Genomic DNA, 18,066 nt, shown 5'->3' with positions numbered 1-18,066 from the left:
AGATGCACTCCGTTCTCATTATCGACGACGACGCGATGATCGTCAGAGGGCTAGAGCAATTCGTCGATTGGCCGAGCATGGGCTTCCGGATCGTCGGGACGGCGAGAGACGGCGAAGAGGGACTTCAGGCGATACGCGAGCTTCGGCCGGACATCGTGCTGACGGACATCAAGATGCCGTACAAGGACGGCCTGTCGATGATCGAAGATTGTCTGAACGACGGGCTGTCGCCCCATTTTGTCGTGCTGACGGGCTTCGACGAATTCGAATACGCCAGGCGGGCGCTCAAGAGCCGGGTGTCCGACTATCTTCTGAAGCCGGTCGAGGAGAACAAGCTGATCCCCGTCCTGAACGGCATTCGCGAGCAGATTCGCGAAGCCGAACGGAAGCGGGCGGATTGGTCCGCGCTCGAGAGCAGGGCGAAGGAGAACGATGCGCTTATCCGGGAAAAGTTGATCCTGGATCTCGTGTCCGGCCAGCTTCCGCCGGAGTCGATGGACGCGGACAAGCAAACTCTCCATGATATTCGCCTGTCGGGGAGGAGCAACCGCGTTGCGCTTGTCGAAGGAGACCGAACGCTGCTGGTCGATCCGAAGCTGACGGAAATGATGACGGCGGTCTTCGGCAAGCTCGGCGTACATGCGATGATCGCGCGGGCAGGGGACAGCCTGACGCTGCTTCTGAACGGCAAGCCGGACGGCGAGCGGTCGCTCGGAGAAGGGCTGGAGGAGATGATGACGAAGGCATCGGAGTGGCTCGGCCTGTCCCTGACCGTCGGCGTGTCGAACGCGGGGGCGGCGGCCGAGCTGCCCGACTTGTACAAGCAAGCGGAGCTCGCGCTGCAGTACAAGATGTACACCGGCAGCGGGAGCGTGAACATCTACCGCGAGCTGTCGCATGAGGCGGAGCGAATGCCGAACGACCCCCAGGAGCAGGCTCGCCGTCTGCTGGCGGCCGTAAGCGAGAACAACGAGCCGAACCTGCAAGCGGAGCTGGACGAGTTCTTCGGCCGAATCCGCCGGCAGGGCGGTCTCCCGCCGCAGTCCGTCTACCGGATGTGCTCGGAGGTGCTGTACGAGATCCGCAAAGGCTTGAACGAGATCGGCATGCCGGCCGACGATTTCGTCGGGGAGCCCGCCGCGTCCGTCGAAGGCATGGCCCAGCACGGAACGTTGGACGAGCTGAGGCAAGGGTTCGGCGCGATTTTCCAACGAATCGGAGCGTACTTCGACCGGAGTCCCGAGCATGCCGGCGGAGAGCAAATCGACAGCATCCTGCTGTTCATGAGAACCCATTACGCCGAACCGATCGACTTGGACGTGATCTCCCGGACGTTCTTTATCGACCCCAGCTACTTCTGCAAGGTGTTCAAGAAGAGCACGGGCGTGACTTATTTGCACTATTTGACGAAAATCCGCATGGACAAGGCCTGCCAACTGCTGAGCCATCCGGCCAGCAAGGTGTACGAGATCGCCGGCAAGGTCGGATACGAGGATCAGCGGTACTTCAGCCAGGTGTTCCGCAAGCATACCGGCATGACGCCCAGCGACTATCAGAAGAGCAAGACAAAAATTTAAACACGGACGACAGAATTGCCGCATTATCAATTTCCCGCCGAACGTTTAACGTTGAGGTAAGCGATTGCAACCTGATTCGAACCTCCATCGACGGGGGCGGCGGATTGCTCGCGAGCTCATATTCGGAAGGGGAACATAGACATGAAAGCGTCAGCCAAATCGATCCTCGCCCCGCTGGTCATCCTCGGCCTTACGACGTCGCTGATGAGCGGCTGCGGCGGCAACGGCAACGGGAGCTCCAGTGCTTCGCCGTCGAATGGAAGCGGTACCAACGGCGAACCCCAAGTCTCGTTCAAAATCGCCTCCTGGGCCGGCCCTGGCAAGAAGGAAGGCCTCGACCTGGCCATCGCCGAGTACAGGAAGATCAAGCCGAACGTCACCATCGCCTTCGAGGAAGTGGCGCAGTCCAACGCGGACTTCGACGTCTGGATGGCGGCCCAGCTCGCCGGCAACCAGGAGCCGGAAGTCGTCATGGACTTCAGCTACGACAATCCCTACCTCAAGTACAACGACAAGGGCTATAAGGTGCTGGAGATGGACCCGTACCTCGACAAGATCAGCCCTTACACGAACCAGAAGTGGGGCGACAGCTTCCGCGACGTCGACCTTAATCTGATGCGCTCCACGCAGAACGGCAAGCTGAACAACATCGCCACCTCGATGATAACCTTGAAGATCGCGTACAACAAGGACATTTACGACCAACTGGGGCTTCAAGTCCCGAAGACTTTCTCCGAGATGATCGCCAACTTCGATAAGATTCGCGAGGCGAAGATCGGAACGGAGCCGTTCTCCGGCTTCCTGAAGGTTACCTCCGCATGGGACTGGTTCGCGCGCTTCGCCGCTCAGCAGACGCAGGAGCAATACGTGCCGCTCATCGACACGCTGTTCAAGAACAACAAGTACCAGCAGAACGAATACGTCAGAGCGGTCGATCAAGGCATCATCGACTTAAGCAAGCCGGAAGTCCGCGGCGTGTACGAGCTGTTCAAGCAGTTCACGAGCTACTGGGCGCCGGGCGCGATCTCCATGACGATGACGGAAGCCCGCGACATGTGGCTGCAAGGCAAAGCCGTTCACACGTTCACGATCAACAACGACGCGAAGCCGTTCGCAAGCGACATGAAGCCGTCGTTCAACTGGGACACGTTCGAATTCCCGGTCATCACGAAGGATATCGCCCCGACCTCGAACGAAGATCCCGCGGAGTTCGGCGACCTGGCCGACGCGTTCGTCGTCATGCCTTCCGCGATCAAGAAGAACATTCAGGATGAGGTCATGGACTTTATCATGTTCTACACGTCGCCGGACATCGCCAAGCAGCTGGCCGAACTGAACTGGATTACGCCGACGATAACCGGCGTCGAGATGAACGCGAATCTGGAACGCTATCAGGCGAAGTACAGACCGCAGAACCAGATCGACTTGAACTCCCAAGCCATCCTCGGAAGCAACGCCAGGCAGTACGTTCTGCAGCAGATCCAGCGCTACGTGCTGAACGACATCGACACCGATCAACTGATCGACCTTCTGAGCAAGAACATGAAGGAAGAGGCGCAGAAGGCGATGAAGGAGAAGGGCTGGACCAAGGATAACGACTACGGCAACAAGTAATTCGCAATCCGGGAGCCGAACGCCGGATGCTGCCGACAGCGGAGTCCCTTCCTCTGTCGGCGTTGCCGGAGGCAGCGCGTCGGCCCGGTTTGCGGAAAGACGGGAGAGAATTCGCACGTGCACCCATACCGCATCAACGTGTTTCGATCGATTTATCGCTACAAGCACGCTTATCTTTTTCTGCTGCCGCTCCTCGTCCTACTCGGGATCTTCAGCTATTATCCGATCGTCATGGCGCTCAAGATGTCGTTTTATCAATGGAAGGGCGGCAACGAGGCGATCTTCATCGGCCTGGACAACTTCGTCGCGCTGTTCAAGGACAAGACGTTCTATGCGTCGCTTAAGAACGCGTCGTGGTTCATTCTGTTCGACTGCACGGTCGGCGTTCTGATGCCGTTGTTCATCGCCGAGCTGCTGTTCCATCTGAAGAGCGCGAGGGCGCAATACGTATTCCGGACGCTGTTCGTCGCCACGATCACGGTTCCGACCGTCATCGTCATTCTGGTGTGGGTATTCCTCTATAATCCGGTCGTGGGCGGCATGAACAGTCTCGTCTCCTTGTTCGGCATCTCTCCCCAGCTGTGGCTGGGCGGAACGAATACCGCTTTGTTCTCGATTATCTTCTCGGGGTTCCCGTTCATCAATCCGATCTACCTGCTCATCGTGTTCGCGGCTCTTCAGGCCATCCCGAAGTCGCTGATCGAAGCCTCCGTCATGGAAGGCTGCGGCACGTGGCGGCGCATTCGGTCCATCGACATTCCGATGATCGCGGGGCAGCTGAAGCTGATCTTCATTCTGGGCATTCTGCACGGCATGCAATCGTTCTACAAGCAGCTCATCATGACCAACGGCGGACCGGGCGAAGAAACGCTGGTTCCCGGCCTGTACATGTACCAATCCGGCTTCACGTACAACGATTTCGGCTATGCCTCCACGATCGGGTTCGTCATGCTGATTCTGATGCTGGCGCTGACGTTCGTATCCAACAAACTGATCAAATCCGGCAACGAATAGCCGCGAACGGGAGGTTGATTTATCGATGGCTTCAAGGGCAAGCAAGAAGGTGTCGTACGTATTGATCGGACTTTTGTCGCTGTTCGTCTTGTTCAGCTTCTTCCCGCTTTTGATTATGGTATTGACGTCCTTCAAGTCGAAAATGGACGTAAGCCTCGGCGTGTTCCATCTCCCGAATGCGATCCAATGGGACAATTACAGCCGGGCGTTCGAGACGGTCGTTCCGTTCGCGTGGAACTCTATCCTCATCGCAGTCTGCGCGGTCGCCGGAGTGCTGGTCGCCTCCTCTCTGGCCGCTTACGCTTTCGCGAGATACAAATTTCCCGGCCGGGAGATTCTCTACTACTTGGTCATCGCGCTCATGATGGTTCCGACCGTGCTCGTGCTCATCCCGATGTTCAAGCTCGTCGCCGCGCTGGGGATGCTGAACTCCTATGCGGTCGTCATTCTTCCGCAGATCGCGGGCGGCTGCATCATCGCCGTCTTCCTGCTCCGAAGCTTCTTCGCCGGATTGCCGGAGGATCTGTTCGAGAGCTTCCGCATCGACGGAGCCAAGGAGCTCCGCATCTTGAGAAGCCTCGTGCTGCCGCTGTCCAAGCCGATTCTCGGGACGATCGCGGTCCTCAACTTCCACTCCTCCTGGAACGATTACATCTGGCCGCTCGTGACGATCAACGACAAGGCGCTGAAGCCGATCGTCACCGGCATCATGTCGTTCTCGAACGATTATGCGACGGATTACGGTCCGATGATGGCGGCCTACGTGCTCGCTTCGGTACCGTTGATTCTGGTGATCAGCTTCGCGATGAAGTATTTCGTGGACGGCTTGACCAGCGGCGCCGTGAAGGCCTAACCTTGAAGCGTAGCGGTATTACAGGTTAGGAGGAGGAGGAATCTCATATGTCTTCGAAAATACGTTTTGCCCTGATCGGCTGCGGAGCTGTCGCCTCGGCGCACGCCAAGGCGATCGCCGCCCTGCCCGAGGCGGAGCTCGTCGCGGTTGCCGGAAGAACGGGCGATCGGCTGCGGGCCTTCGCCGAGACATGGGGAGGGTTGGACGCCTATCCCGATTATGAGGAGCTGCTGCGGCGCGAGGATATCGACGCCGTCGGCATCTGCACGCCGAGCGGGCTGCACGGGGACATTGCGCTCCGCGTCGCCGAAGCGGGCAAGCACGCCCTTGTCGAGAAGCCGATCGACATTCGGCTGGACAAGGCGGATGCGATGATCGGAGCCTTCCGCAGCCGAGGCCTGAAGCTGGGCATTATCTCGCAGCACCGGTTCGATCCCGATGTCGTCCGGCTCAAGGAACTGCTTGAAGCCGGCGTTCTGGGACGTCCGGTGCTGGCTTCTGCTTCCGTGCACTGGTACCGGAATCAGGCGTATTACGACAGCTCGGATTGGCGCGGGACTTGGGCGGGAGACGGGGGCGGCGTTCTGATCAACCAGAGCATTCACACGGTCGATCTGCTTCAGCACCTGATGGGCACCGTTGCGGAAGTGACCGCCCATGCCGCGACGATGACTCACCGGATGGAGACGGAGGATACGGCGACGGCCGTGCTCCGGTTCGCGAGCGGGGCGCTCGGAACGTTCTCCTGTACGACGTCGGCATATCCTGGCTATGCGAGCCGGATCGAGATTGTCGGCTCGGCCGGCTCGGCGGTGCTGGAGGGCGAAGCGCTGACGCAGCTTTATTTGAACAAGGGCGATGGAACCGGAGAGGTTAATGAAGCGGACGCGCATCGTGCGGCTTCGGACGGAACGAGAGCGGGAGGAGACCCGGCTGCGGGGATGGGCAAGGATGCGTTCATCGCGCAATACGCCGACTTCGCGAGCGCGATTCGGGAAGATCGCGAGCCGTCCGTGAACGGCGAGGCCGGACGGTCGGCGCTCGCCTTCGTGTTGGCGGCCTATCGGTCGTCCGCGGCGGGCGGCGGCAAGGTAACGGTAAACGACTTAAGCATGGACCAGGATACTGCTACTTGAAGGGAAGATGACGGATGAAGCAAGCGGATCGCCGACCGCGGCTAGGCATTCAGGGGCCAACCGTATCTTGGCTGGACCCTTGGGCGGAGGAGCCTTCGGCAGCCATTATGCGCACGGGCACGGGAAGCATCGTTCCGGCGCAGGACCCGACGCCTTCGCCGCGTGAATTTATGGAAGCGATCAAGGAGCTTGGTGCGGATTTCTATGTCCATCACGCGATTCCGGGACTAGAGAGTCACGCCGAGCTGCTCCGCGATGCCGAGGCTCATGGGCTGGACGTCTGCCTCGGCAACGAGTACGGCAACATTAACGGGCCGCATGCGGAAGGCACCAACCGGTTCGACGTGCCGGACGCCGCCGTGCTGGAGGCCGCCTCGAGCGGCCGTCTGATGGGGTTGCTGTACGACGAGCCCGAGCACCTGCAGATCAACGCGTCGCAGTATCGGAAGGACGGCTACTATCCGCATTGGGGAGCGACGGACGGGCTGACGCTGGAACGGAGCGAGCAAGCGGTGGCCGATGCCGCGGCGGCCCGGACGGCGCATGTCCGCAGGCTGTTGGAGGAACGCGGACTGGAAGCCGGCGGGGCTACGCTGGTGACCGAGCACGTATTCCCCGTGATGTTCCATGTATACGCTCGCGCCGGGATGGATCTATGTCCGAAGATCATGAAGGAATCGTTCCAGCCGCTGCAGCTGTCGACGGCTCTCGGAGCAGCGAAGCAGTACGGTCGCAAGCTGTGGATTTGCGCGGATCTGTGGGGGCCGGACGCGGGACCGTGGTTCACCCGAACGTCCGGTTTCCCGGGGCATTCGCCGGAGGAGTACGCTTCAGCGCTTCGGATGGGTTATTGGATGGGGCCTTCGCATCTGTTCGCCGAGAATGTCGACGCGCTGTTGCAGTATGGACAGGGGCGGTGGGCAAGGAAGGGCCAAGAGCAAGGGCAAAGTCAAGGGCAAGAGCAAGGGCGTGCATTCCGCAAGACGGAGTTCGGAGAGGTGTGGGAAGAATTCGCCCGCAAGTACGTGCCGGAGAACCCGCTGCCGTGGGGACACTTGGACGCGGAGCCCGATATCGCGTTCATTCACGCCGACGACAGCAACTACGGGCAGAATGAACGGCTCTACGGGAACCGCGAGCTGACGGCCGGAGAAGAAGGCGCCAGCGTGTTCCACGTCTGGCAACTGCTAAGCCACGGCCGGATTCCGGCGCACGGAAGCTGCCTGCACATCCCGGGCTACGCGTTCCCGCGGCACAAGCTGAAGGCGGATTACCCGCCGGAATCGTTCCCGCTCGTATCGGGCGTGCCGCTGCCGGAGGCGGAGCGGGTGCATCCGCTGTTCCAGCCTATGAACAACGTGCTCGTCTACGACGAGAAGGTCCGCGCCGACCGGCTTGGCCGGCCCAAGCTGATCATAGTCGCGGGAACGCGTATCGCCGAGGAGACGCTGGCGGCGGTACGCCGATGCGCGGACGACGGCGCGACGGTCGTCATCGCGTCGTGGCTGGTACCGGAAGCATGGAGGACGAGCGGCAGGTTAGGCGCGGGTTTCTGGCTGGCGACGGACGATTTTCTCCGCGACGACCGCGTTCGGGAGACGCTGCGACCCTTCAACGGGAGCGGCGACTGCTGGAGACAGCGGTTCGGCGGCGGAGAAGTGCGCATGTACCCCGGCGACTCCGCGGGCTTTACTCTAGAGTTCGAGATCGTGAAGTAGCAAACGACACGACATGCACGGCAACAAGCCGCCTTCCCTCCGAAGGCGGTTTGTTGTGATGATCCTTCCCCCAAACCAAGTCAACCGCCATGAAGCTTCCGATAAGAATCCGGAGTCATTCCTTCCAGGCGCCGAAACGTTGCGACGAAGTGGCTCGCGTCGCGGAACCCTACGGCTTCCCCGATTCGACGGACGGTCCAATCCTGCCGGGAGGGAAGCCATTCCTTCGCTTTCCTGATTCGCAGTTGAATTAAATAGGCATAAGCCGTTAGGCCGTAAAGCTCTCGGAATTTCTCATTCAGCTGCCTTTCGCCGATCTCAAGCAAATGCGACATCTCCGCTAATCCGATGGCGGGATTCGCAAATTCCGTTTCAAGCCAATCCAGCAGAAGCTGTATTCTCTCGAACCTCTTGGACATGGACGGCCGGTTGTCGGTTCTGGCGTTCGTTTTTAAGTGAGTAAGAAACCGATACAGATCCGAGGACGTTCGCCATCCGGAAGGGTCTCCTCCGGCTTCCGCGCGCGTTAGCATATCCGCAAGAATGGCCAAAAGGGAGTCATTGCCGGCTTCCCAATGGAAGCGTTCCGATTCCCGCCACCCGAAGGATTGGACGAAATGGGCCGCCAAGCTTCCGTGGAAAGTGATAAATGCCGTATGCCAAGGACCGGCAATCGCCTCGTAACGATGAGGGATATGCGGAGATAATAGGACTCCGGATCGCTTTGTCATTTTCCAGGTGCGGCCGTTCGCCGTGAACTCGCCTTCCCCTTCCACCGTCTGGAGCCAATGGTAATAGGGATAGCCTTTCGGTCGCACGATTTTCTCCTGTTCGGGACTCACTCCGATAGATTCCAGCTGCAAGGGGAGGGTCTCGGCGGGGGAAGATGGAACGATGCGGCGTTTCATAAGCGACCTCCATATTCTTATATGCTGCATTGATTTTATTATATAGAATCCGCTAATACAAACTCGTAGAATGAAAGAATAAACGGCGGTTTTATCCTATTTGGTTTGGAATTTCGAGCGATAGGAAAGGATGATTCTCTTGACGATTGAAGGGACTCCAAGCGAATTGAAGCAAATCGTCGGGCGCGTGGCGGATTATACGTTCGACATGGACCTCACCTGGGATTGGCCCGGCGGCGTTGCCTATTACGGGGTTAGCCGCGCTTTCGAAGTAACGGGCGAGCAGGCTTATTTGGATCGGATGATCGCTTGGGTGGACGAATATCTGGAAGCCGGGCTCCCGAATTGGACGGTTAACACCTGTGCGATGGGGCACATGCTGCTAACCTTATACGAACACACGAAGGACAAGAAGTACGAGGAGCTTATTTTCAGCAAAATCGACTATTTGGAAAACAAAGCCCTGCGATTCGGGGATCGAGTGCTGCAGCACACGGTGTCGGCCAAGAACGATTTCCCGGAGCAATGCTGGGCGGATACGTTGTTCATGGCAGCCTACTTTATGCTGAGAACCGGAATTGCCTTTAATAAGAAACCGCTCATTGAAGACGCCTTGCATCAATTTTTCTGGCATATTAATTACCTGCAAGACGAGAATGACGCGTTATGGTATCACGGGTATAACCATATTCATAAGGATCATATGTCCGGCATCTACTGGGCGCGGGCCAACGCATGGGCGGCTTATACGATGTCCAGAGCGGCCAAGATCCTGCCGGAGAGTTACTTGTATCCTCCGATGATGCATATCTGGAGCTCCTTGCGCGACCAGCTGGCGGCCATCAAGAAGCTGCAAAAGGACGACGGTCTCTGGGGCACCGTTCTCGATTATCCGGAAGCTTACGGCGAAGTGTCGGCTACGGCGGGCATCGCCGCGGCGATGGTCACCCAAGGCAATCCCTTGCATAAGAAATACGTGCGGAAGGCGCTCGACGGCGTTTTAGCCAATATAGCCGACAATGGACGCGTTCTGAACGTATCGGGCGGCACGGCGGTCATGAACGACATCGCCGGCTACCTGAACATCGACAGGAAATGGGCGCAGGGCTGGGGGCAGGGGCTGGCATTGGCGTTCCTGGCTTCGGTTCTGGAAGAAAAGAACGAACAGTAACTAGCGCAGATAGGTAAATTTAAGGAAAGGCTCGATCTTTAATGGTCGAGCCTTTATCTTTTCTGCTTGTTTTTACGCTGCCTATTCTTTTCTGCCGTTATGATTTTTGCGGTACTGACCGGGCGTGATCCCCTCCAGCTTGCGGAAGTAACGGATGAAGTTCTGCGGATTGTTGTACGTAAGCCGTTCGGCAATTTCCTTAATGGGAAGATCCGTCTCGATCAGCAGCTTCTTCGCTTTGTTCAATCGGTACATCGCCAGGTATTCGCTGAAGGTGACGCCGGTTTCTTTCTTGAAAATAGTGCTTACATAGAACAAGTTGTAGTGCAGTCTGGAAGCACACTCGTCAAGCGTAATATCCCGATCGTATTCGTTCTCTATGATATGGATGATTTGTTCGCTTAACCGATGATAGGTCGATTCTTGGCGTTCGCGGAACACTTCGATAACGGGAGCGATTACTCTTTTCCTAAACCAGACCTCGATCTCCGAACTAATATATAGGTGCAGCAATTGCTCGTAAAGCGACTGTTCCTCGCCGGCCATGCTTCTCGGGGAGATCCCCGCTTCCTGCATGAGAATCATGAACTCGTTCAGAAGGCAGATCAACGAGACCTGGTATTCATGAGGTTCTCTTTCTTTCTCGAATACTTCCGTCAACCATTGACGCAAGGCTTCATGCGCTCGGTTCTCGTCGGCCAGCCGAACCGAATCCATGAGCTCGCTCTCGATTTGTTTGGGATAGAAGACCACCTTGCGGTGATGTCCCGAATTCATGCTGAAATAAGGAATGATGACGCCTTTCCCAAGCTTCATGCGATGCTTTAACGCCTCCATGCCTTCGCGATAGGCACGCGAAGCATGAAGCAGCTGCTGGAATGGCAAGCTGATGCCGATACTGACATCCAAGTCGAGATAGCTTCTTATATTGCGCTGCACTTGTTCCGTCAGCTTATAAACGTGATCATTAAATGTACTCAGGTTTGTTTCCTGGCTGCCTATCAAGAGGACATGCGTCTGTTCAATGATAATCGTCGGCAATCGTTCTTCCGGCGGGACCATCTCTTCGATAATGTTCGTAATGGCGAATAGCAGCAGATCAAGATCCGTTTGTTCGTAGCGGGTATTCTCGAGCAAATCGATCTGAAGAGTGAGCACGCTGCAGTGATTCCAGGCTGACAACCGATCCTCGAGGCCGAATCTCCGAAGCTCGTCCTCGGTCTCGGATTTTTTGTTCGTGCCCAGATAAAGCTTGTGGAGAAAAAGGCTCACGGCCTGCTCGCGATGCCTGCCCAATTCCGTCGTCAAAGTCGAAATGGAAGCGAACATGTCCCGGAAGTGATCGTTGATGACCTGGATTTCGTTCCTTTTGGCTTTATGGCCTTCGGGCGAACGTTGAACCACGTCCTGGAACAGGCGCCGGATCGGCGAATAGACGTTGCGGCTGCCCAACCAGACCATGACGATCGATCCTACGACGATGAACATGCAGACATAAACGGTAAACCAGCCGATCTCGCGGGATTCTTGGGTCAGCTCCGACATCTCGGTAAAGGATACATAAGTCCACTGGTTGAATGGCGCTTTTAAATAGGTAACGGTATGTTGACCGTTCTTCGCGACGAATTGTCCGGAGTCGCCTTCCAGATTGGCAAGCTCGGCGGAATCCAAGTATCCCAGCTCATCGATACGGGCTCCGATCAATTCCTGCTGCGGATGAATAATGACTTGATTCGTTTGATCGAGCACCATAATATCGCTGGCGGACGGTTCGTTGATCAGGTCGGCCATATTGCAGGTCGGGATCGTGACGGCGGCGATTCCTCGTTTCTCCGCGGACAAATAAGGCGTCTTCTTGGCGAGAACGATGGAATATCGGCAGCTAAAGCTCGATTGATAGGTTGAGCTGATGGAATCGGTAGGGACGATCATCCAGGTCGTTACCGTTTTTTTGTTCATCAAATCTACAAGCTGGTCTTTGTATTTAAACGATTCGAACTTTGACAAGCCTTGATTGTTAATGAGCCAATCGGAGACATAGCTGGCCAAGATAACGTCGTCGACTTCCGTTATGGGCGATTTAAGCAAGGCCAGTTCTTGGGTGAGATTATGGAAACGAATGAATTCCCGATAGTTCAGCTCTTGATAAATGGATTCTTGTACGAGCTTGGTATTCACGATATAACTCAAAGTGTAGTCGAGCGATCGCAGCAGCTGTTCCATGCTTCCCCTTAACTGTTGCAGAGAATCGAGCCGGCTTTCGTTTACGTGCCTCTGGATCGATTCCGATGATTTCTGGTAGGAGAAGAAACCAAGCATCAATAACGGGATGATGCTAACGGCGCATCCGAAAATGATCATCTTAGTATGTATGCTGTATCTATTCATTAGGACCGCCTTTCTGCGAATAAGAAAGTGCTTACAATCCCATTGTATCGTCCGATCGCGAAGCGCGACAATAATCACTTTCGAGGCGGTAATCCGTATATTTGATAAGCGCCGGACAAATGATCGGATTATTTACGTAACGAGCCGCCGACCCCAGAATGGGAATTGTTCAAGCTATTCCATATACAAAACGGAGGTCATGATATGAATCGGAAAAGGTTAGCCGTGTTAGTGCCGACAAGCGTTGCATTGGCGCTAATCGTTGGTTGCGGGAATAACGAGGAAACGACGTCTTCTCCATCGCCTGCCGCCAGCGGTTCCGCAAGCGGAACCAAGGAAGCATCGGCCGAAGCTGCAAAACCGACGAAAATAACCATCATGGCGGGGCTTAATTCCGCCGAAGTTCCGACGGACAAAATCGAAAAGCTGATCGAGGAAAAAACGAATACGGAACTCGAGATTCAGTGGGTGCCGGCAACGATCTACAACGACAAGGTGAATGCGGCTTTCGCTACGGATGCCTTGCCGATGGTATTCACCGGGGATCTCAATAAATTCAGCGAGGCGATCGTGGACGGACAGTTCTGGGAGATCGGCCCTTATCTAAGCGAATATGAGAACCTCAGTCATCTGAGCCAGTCCGTCATCGACGTTATGAAGGTAGACGGCAAGCTGTACTCTCTCTATTCGGAGAGGCCGTTCGCGCGCCAAGGCTTGACCTATCGGAAGGACTGGGCCGATAAACTCGGGTTGTCGGCTCCGACAAACCTGGACGAGTTTTATGAAATGCTTAACCAATTCAAGAACAACGATCCGGACGGCAATGGCAAGAACGATACGATCGGACTAACGGACCGCAGCGATTTGATCTTCGGCGCGTTTAAAACGGTCGCCTCTTGGCATGGCACCCCGAACTATTGGGGAGAGAAAGACGGCAAGCTATTGCCTGAGTTCATGTTCCCGGAGTACATGGAGACGATGAAGTTCTTCCAGAAGCTCCATCGAGAAGGATTGATTAACCAGGACTTCCCCGTCACCAGCAAAGAGGATCAACGCGCGTTGTTCATCAATGGCACCGCGGGGGCTTACGTCGGTTCTCTGCAGGATGCAGCCGGGCTTAAGACCGAAGTGACCAAATCCAATCCTAATGCCGTACTGGATGTTCAGAACCGCATTGAAGGACCTAAAGGACCCGGCGTATGGGAGCTTACTCAAGGGGGAGGCACCGTATACCTATTCCCTAAATCCGCCATCAAATCCGAAGAGCAACTCAAGGAAGTGCTCGGCTTCTATGACCGGCTCATGTCTCCGGAGCTTGCGAATCTTCTGCAGTGGGGCGTAGAAGGAGAGCATTACACGGTAGTCGACGGACTCGCGAAGGCCGTTGACGATAAGAAGCTGCTGGATCGCGAAGTGAGTCCGTATCGCACCTCCATCGCAGTGGGCGGGGATATTTCGATCCCGGAACGTCTCAGAGAGAAAGTGGAGGATCCGCTTGCGCAAAAAGCGAATGAGCTGATCCTCGACAACGTTAACTTTATGATCAGCGATCCGACGGCGCCGCTGGAATCGAAAACCTTTGTCGAGATGGGTCCGCGCCTGCAGCAATCGATTAACGATGCGACGTACCAGTTTATTCTTGGGGAGATCGACGAAGCCGGATTCCAGAAGGCCGTGGATAAATGGCTTGCCGACGGAGGACAAAAGATCATCGACGAGTATACCGCTGCTCAGGCGGCCTCTCAATAAGATCGTTATAGAAACCCGGAGACGGGGTTGCCGTATGCAGCCCCGTTCTCTCTTACGGAGCAGGAGAAGGAAGGAGCTGAGGCCGAGCTATGAATTCAGCGAATGCGCAAGCCAAATATCCAGGGCGTCTCTCGGGCCAAGAAAGCTTGGGTAAGAGCATCGTCAAGCATGGCGCTTTGTATTTGATGATCGTTCCCGGGCTGCTGTATTTTATCATATTCAAATACCTTCCGATGTTCGGTTTAGTGATTGCCTTCGAAGATTACAAACCGTACAAAGGGATTTTCGGCAGCGAGTGGGTGGGGTTTGCCCATTTCGAACGTTTGTTTTCCGAGCCTATGTTTTTAACGATCCTGTTCAATACGTTGACTTTGTTTTTTTTGAACCTGATCTTCTGTTTTCCGGTACCGATTCTTTTAGCCCTCATGCTGAATGAAGTCAGGCAGCATCGGTTTAAGCGAGTCATTCAAACGTTGGTCTATATCCCGCATTTCATGTCCTGGGTGATCATCGTCTCGATTTCTTTCGTATTGCTATCGATGGATCGGGGCTTGATCAACGAGCTGTTGGTCGCGGCGGGCTTCGATAAAGTGAACTTCCTCATGAATCCGGATTGGATGCGGCCAACGTACATTTTGCAGATCATCTGGCGCGAGTCCGGCTGGGGAACGATCATTTTTCTCGCGGCTATGGCTTCCATCGACCCTGAGCAATATGAAGCGGCTAGACTCGACGGCGCAGGGCGGTTTCGGCAAATCTGGCACATTACCCTTCCTTCCATTCGAAGCGTCATCGTCGTTCTGCTGCTCCTTAAGATCGGAGACGTGCTGGAGGTAGGGTTCGAACATATCTTCCTGTTGTTGAACGCGATGAACCGGGAAGTCGGCGAAGTATTCGATACTTACGTGTACGTAGCCGGCCTGCAACAGGGTCAATTCAGTTACAGCGCCGCGGTAGGGTTCTTCAAATCGGTAGTAGGACTGATCCTGGTCATGGCGGCGAACTGGCTGTCCAAGAAATTCGGCGAAGAAGGAATTTATTAATCCGTACGATGGAAGGCGGGCAGCGGGATGATTCAAGACAAATCTTGGGGAAGCCGGTTATTCGACGGGGTCAATATCGCCTTGTTGGCCTTAGTGGGGCTTGTTACCGTTCTTCCTTTTGTTCATGTATTGGCCGGCTCTTTCACCACCACGGCAGAGCTTGCCCGGAAGCAATTAGTGCTTATTCCGACCGAATTTTCTTTCGATGCCTACCGATATATTTTCTCGACGAGCACGGTCATTCGATCCATAGGCGTATCCGTTTTTATAACAGTTGCCGGCACCCTCTTCAGCATGCTGCTTACGGTATTGATGGCGTTCGGATTGTCCAAAAAAACGCTGCGCGGGCGACAAACGATTATGTTCCTGGTTGTCTTCACGATGCTGTTCAACGGCGGGTTGATCCCATCCTTCATCGTCGTGAAAAGCTTGGGCCTTATCGATAGCTACGGCGCTTTGATTATCCCTTCCGCGATGAGCGCCTTTAACTTGATCATCATGCGCAACTTCTTCCAGAACTTGCCGGAAGGGTTGGAGGAATCGGCCAAAATCGACGGAGCGGGATACTGGAGCATTCTGTTCCGCATCGTCATTCCGCTATCGATGCCGGCGATCGCGACCATCTCTTTGTTCTATGCGGTCAACTATTGGAACACTTACTTTCAGGCGGTCATGTACATCAACGACGCGGCCAAATGGCCGGTTCAGGTTATCCTGAGACAGATTGTCATCCTGGCCGGAGCCTTAACGGCCGATACGACGGGATGGGCGGCGGAAGATGTTCTTCCGCCTGCGCAAAGCATAAAGATGGCGGTAATCGTAGTCGCCACCGTTCCTATCCTGATCGTGTATCCGTTCCTTCAGAAGCACTTTGCCAAAGGCGCACTGCTCGGAAGCATCAAAGGATAAAGAAAACCTCGATAATCGGACTGGCAGTCGGCGCTAAGCTGGCTGCCAGTTGTTTTATTTATGGCCGTTCCAAAGCTCTGCGCAAGATCGTTGCAGCCCATTCAAGCCTCTTCGCAAGATGTTTTTAATGCAGGCAAGCCAGTCCGGACCTATCCTTTGAAGTAGCCCGGTAAACAAAGGAGAGAGCGGCAGCATGACGATGCTTAGGACGATGAGACGCGACTTGTTTCTGTACCTGTTGGTTCTGCCCGGATTGTTGTTTTTCCTTATCTTTAAATACGTTCCCATGTGGGGCGTCCTGATTTCCTTTCAGAATTATTCCCCTTATTTGGGCCTATGGCATAGCGAGTGGGTCGGCTTCGCCCACTTCGATCGGCTGTTCTCGAATCCGGATTTTTTCCTGTTGCTTCGGAACACCTTGGCCATCAACGCGCTGAACCTGATCTTCTTTTTCCCGCTGCCGATTATGCTGTCGCTTACGATGAACGAGATTCGCACTCGCTGGTTCAAGGGAGCCGTTCAGTCGGTCATCTATCTGCCGCACTTCCTATCTTGGGTTGTCATCGCGGGAATCAGCCTCATCATGCTGTCGGAGTCGGAAGGAATCGTCAACGGGCTGATCGCCGCGGCAGGAGGGGAACGCATCGACTTCCTGACGAATCCCAGGTACTTCTGGGGGGTTCTGACGGTGCAGTCGATCTGGAAGGAGGTCGGGTGGGGCACGGTCATCTTCCTCGCGGCGATCGCCGGCGTCGACGTTCAGCTCTACGAGGCGGCTAAGCTGGACGGAGCGGGCAAGCTGCGCCAGATTTGGCACGTCACGCTTCCGGCTATACGCAACGTCATCATCATTTTGCTCATTCTCCGCATCGGGCACATGATGGACGTCGGCTTCGAGCAGGTTTACCTGATGATGAACGGAACGGTGTCCGAGGTCGCCGAGGTATTCGATACGTACGTGTACCGGGCGGGCATTCTTCAAGGGCAGTTCAGCTTCAGCACGGCCGTCGGCTTGTTCAAGTCCGTCGTCGGGCTCGTCCTGGTCGTCATCGCCAACCGTTTGTCCAAGAAATTCGGGGAGGAGGGACTGTACTGATGAAATCTTCCGTAATGGCAACTCAAGGCGAGCGATGGTTCTCGCGGGTAAACGCTCTTGTTCTGATCCTGGTCGCCTTATTATGCTTATTTCCCTTCTATTACGTCTTCATCGTCTCCTTCGCTTCTCCGGCGGAGGTTCGCCAGAGCGTGCTGCTGCTCTTCCCTAAACAATGGACGGCAGACGCTTACCGGTACCTCTTCTCGACGAGCGCTTTCCCGAGGGCGACGGGCGTCAGCCTGTTTCTGGCCATCGTCGGTACCGCGTGCAGCCTGGTCATTACCTCCATGCTGTCGTACGGGTTATCCCGCAAGCGGCTGAAGGGAAGGCGTGTCCTCCTGCTGATGATTCTGCTGACCACGCTGTTTAACCCCGGCATCATCCCCGGCTACCTCGTCGTGCGGGATCTGGGAATGATCAACAGCGTCTGGTCGCTGATCATTCCCGTGCTGACGAGCGGCTGGTATGTGTTGCTGATGAAGGGCTTCTTCGACTCCATCCCGGCCGCTCTGGAGGAAGCCGCCTTGATCGACGGCTGCAACGACTTCGGCGTCTGGTACCGGATCGTGCTCCCGCTGTCGCTTTCTTCTCTCGCCGCGTTCGGACTATTCTATGCGGTCGCTTATTGGAACACGTTCTTTACCGCCGTTCTCTATATCAACGAGCCGGAGAAGTGGCCTCTGCAGATCTTGCTGCAGAACATGCTGATCGATTCGTCCACCGCGCTCGGCGGCGTAACCGATTCCGCTCTCCAGGACGTGCCGTCGCAATCCAAGAAGATGGCGGCGATCATCGTGTCGACGGTACCGATTCTGCTGGTCTACCCATTCCTTCAGAAGCACTTCGCCAAAGGAGCCATGGTCGGTTCCGTGAAGGAATGATGACAATAT

At 55.7% G+C, this 18,066-nt stretch carries 14 protein-coding genes; 12 read left to right on the top strand and 2 right to left on the bottom strand.

Annotation, left to right across the window (positions count from 1 at the left end):
* The first annotated feature begins 2 nt into the window (after positions 1–2).
* The 6 genes from H7B67_RS01810 (at position 3) to H7B67_RS01785 (ending at position 7,912) form a co-directional block, all read left to right on the top strand.
* Positions 3–1,577: a response regulator gene (locus H7B67_RS01810; protein ID WP_185118087.1), complete on the top strand. Its 1,575-nt coding sequence runs from the start codon at positions 3–5 to the stop codon at positions 1,575–1,577.
* Positions 1,578–1,718: 141 nt separating this feature from the next.
* Positions 1,719–3,191 carry an ABC transporter substrate-binding protein gene (locus tag H7B67_RS01805; RefSeq protein WP_185118086.1) on the top strand — a complete coding sequence of 491 codons (1,473 nt, stop codon included), beginning with the start codon at positions 1,719–1,721 and terminating at the stop codon, positions 3,189–3,191.
* A 117-nt stretch (positions 3,192–3,308) separates the two neighbouring features.
* Positions 3,309–4,205 (top strand): ABC transporter permease subunit, encoded by an 897-nt coding sequence (locus H7B67_RS01800; protein WP_185118085.1) that lies wholly within the window; start codon positions 3,309–3,311, stop codon positions 4,203–4,205.
* Between the two features lie 25 nt (positions 4,206–4,230).
* On the top strand, positions 4,231–5,058 hold the full coding sequence (locus tag H7B67_RS01795; RefSeq protein WP_185118084.1) for a carbohydrate ABC transporter permease: 828 nt from the start codon (positions 4,231–4,233) through the stop codon (positions 5,056–5,058).
* Positions 5,059–5,105: 47 nt separating this feature from the next.
* Positions 5,106–6,194 (top strand): Gfo/Idh/MocA family protein, encoded by a 1,089-nt coding sequence (locus tag H7B67_RS01790; RefSeq protein ID WP_185118083.1) that lies wholly within the window; start codon positions 5,106–5,108, stop codon positions 6,192–6,194.
* A gap of 14 nt (positions 6,195–6,208) precedes the next feature.
* The gene (locus H7B67_RS01785; protein ID WP_185118082.1) at positions 6,209–7,912 is read left to right on the top strand and encodes a hypothetical protein; all 1,704 of its coding nucleotides are present in this window, start codon (positions 6,209–6,211) and stop codon (positions 7,910–7,912) included.
* A gap of 80 nt (positions 7,913–7,992) precedes the next feature.
* Here H7B67_RS01785 and H7B67_RS01780 read toward each other — a convergent pair whose 3' ends face one another.
* On the bottom strand, positions 7,993–8,820 hold the full coding sequence (locus H7B67_RS01780; RefSeq protein ID WP_185118081.1) for an AraC family transcriptional regulator: 828 nt from the start codon (positions 8,818–8,820) through the stop codon (positions 7,993–7,995).
* A 130-nt stretch (positions 8,821–8,950) separates the two neighbouring features.
* On the opposite strand from H7B67_RS01780, the gene H7B67_RS01775 reads away from it, so the two are divergent.
* The gene (locus H7B67_RS01775; RefSeq protein ID WP_185118080.1) at positions 8,951–9,991 is read left to right on the top strand and encodes a glycoside hydrolase family 88/105 protein; all 1,041 of its coding nucleotides are present in this window, start codon (positions 8,951–8,953) and stop codon (positions 9,989–9,991) included.
* Positions 9,992–10,072: 81 nt separating this feature from the next.
* Here the strand turns inward: H7B67_RS01775 and H7B67_RS01770 are convergent, their stop codons facing one another.
* On the bottom strand, positions 10,073–12,214 hold the full coding sequence (locus H7B67_RS01770) for a helix-turn-helix domain-containing protein (protein ID WP_342592569.1): 2,142 nt from the start codon (positions 12,212–12,214) through the stop codon (positions 10,073–10,075).
* 369 nt (positions 12,215–12,583) lie between these two features.
* Between H7B67_RS01770 and H7B67_RS01765 the strand changes: the two genes are divergently transcribed.
* The 5 genes from H7B67_RS01765 to H7B67_RS01745 all read left to right on the top strand — a co-directional run bounded on the left by H7B67_RS01765 (position 12,584) and on the right by H7B67_RS01745 (position 18,057).
* On the top strand, positions 12,584–14,128 hold the full coding sequence (locus H7B67_RS01765; protein WP_185118078.1) for an extracellular solute-binding protein: 1,545 nt from the start codon (positions 12,584–12,586) through the stop codon (positions 14,126–14,128).
* Positions 14,129–14,217: 89 nt separating this feature from the next.
* Positions 14,218–15,171 (top strand): ABC transporter permease, encoded by a 954-nt coding sequence (locus H7B67_RS01760; protein ID WP_185118077.1) that lies wholly within the window; start codon positions 14,218–14,220, stop codon positions 15,169–15,171.
* Positions 15,172–15,198: 27 nt separating this feature from the next.
* Positions 15,199–16,080 carry a carbohydrate ABC transporter permease gene (locus H7B67_RS01755; protein WP_185118076.1) on the top strand — a complete coding sequence of 294 codons (882 nt, stop codon included), beginning with the start codon at positions 15,199–15,201 and terminating at the stop codon, positions 16,078–16,080.
* Between the two features lie 193 nt (positions 16,081–16,273).
* Positions 16,274–17,176, top strand: coding sequence for an ABC transporter permease (locus tag H7B67_RS01750; protein ID WP_245363763.1), 903 nt, complete (start codon positions 16,274–16,276; stop codon positions 17,174–17,176).
* Positions 17,176–18,057 (top strand): carbohydrate ABC transporter permease, encoded by an 882-nt coding sequence (locus H7B67_RS01745; protein ID WP_185118075.1) that lies wholly within the window; start codon positions 17,176–17,178, stop codon positions 18,055–18,057. Before H7B67_RS01750 ends, H7B67_RS01745 begins: the two co-directional genes overlap by 1 nt.
* Positions 18,058–18,066 lie beyond the last annotated feature (9 nt).

This window comes from Cohnella thailandensis, assembly GCF_014212135.1.
Taxonomy (GTDB): domain Bacteria; phylum Bacillota; class Bacilli; order Paenibacillales; family Paenibacillaceae; genus Cohnella; species Cohnella thailandensis.
Note: the sequence above shows the minus strand (reverse complement) of the source record. Positions and strands in the feature narration are given on the sequence as shown.

Coding starts and splice junctions, on each gene's coding strand:
- H7B67_RS01785 (WP_185118082.1), top strand. CDS start 6,209: ATGAAGCAAGCGGATCGCCGACCGCGGCTAGGCATTCAGGGGCCAACC.
- H7B67_RS01780 (WP_185118081.1), bottom strand. CDS start 8,820: ATGAAACGCCGCATCGTTCCATCTTCCCCCGCCGAGACCCTCCCCTTG.
- H7B67_RS01810 (WP_185118087.1), top strand. CDS start 3: ATGCACTCCGTTCTCATTATCGACGACGACGCGATGATCGTCAGAGGG.
- H7B67_RS01775 (WP_185118080.1), top strand. CDS start 8,951: ATGATTCTCTTGACGATTGAAGGGACTCCAAGCGAATTGAAGCAAATC.
- H7B67_RS01790 (WP_185118083.1), top strand. CDS start 5,106: ATGTCTTCGAAAATACGTTTTGCCCTGATCGGCTGCGGAGCTGTCGCC.
- H7B67_RS01770 (WP_342592569.1), bottom strand. CDS start 12,214: ATGGAACAGCTGCTGCGATCGCTCGACTACACTTTGAGTTATATCGTG.
- H7B67_RS01745 (WP_185118075.1), top strand. CDS start 17,176: ATGAAATCTTCCGTAATGGCAACTCAAGGCGAGCGATGGTTCTCGCGG.
- H7B67_RS01755 (WP_185118076.1), top strand. CDS start 15,199: ATGATTCAAGACAAATCTTGGGGAAGCCGGTTATTCGACGGGGTCAAT.
- H7B67_RS01795 (WP_185118084.1), top strand. CDS start 4,231: ATGGCTTCAAGGGCAAGCAAGAAGGTGTCGTACGTATTGATCGGACTT.
- H7B67_RS01765 (WP_185118078.1), top strand. CDS start 12,584: ATGAATCGGAAAAGGTTAGCCGTGTTAGTGCCGACAAGCGTTGCATTG.
- H7B67_RS01760 (WP_185118077.1), top strand. CDS start 14,218: ATGAATTCAGCGAATGCGCAAGCCAAATATCCAGGGCGTCTCTCGGGC.
- H7B67_RS01750 (WP_245363763.1), top strand. CDS start 16,274: ATGACGATGCTTAGGACGATGAGACGCGACTTGTTTCTGTACCTGTTG.
- H7B67_RS01805 (WP_185118086.1), top strand. CDS start 1,719: ATGAAAGCGTCAGCCAAATCGATCCTCGCCCCGCTGGTCATCCTCGGC.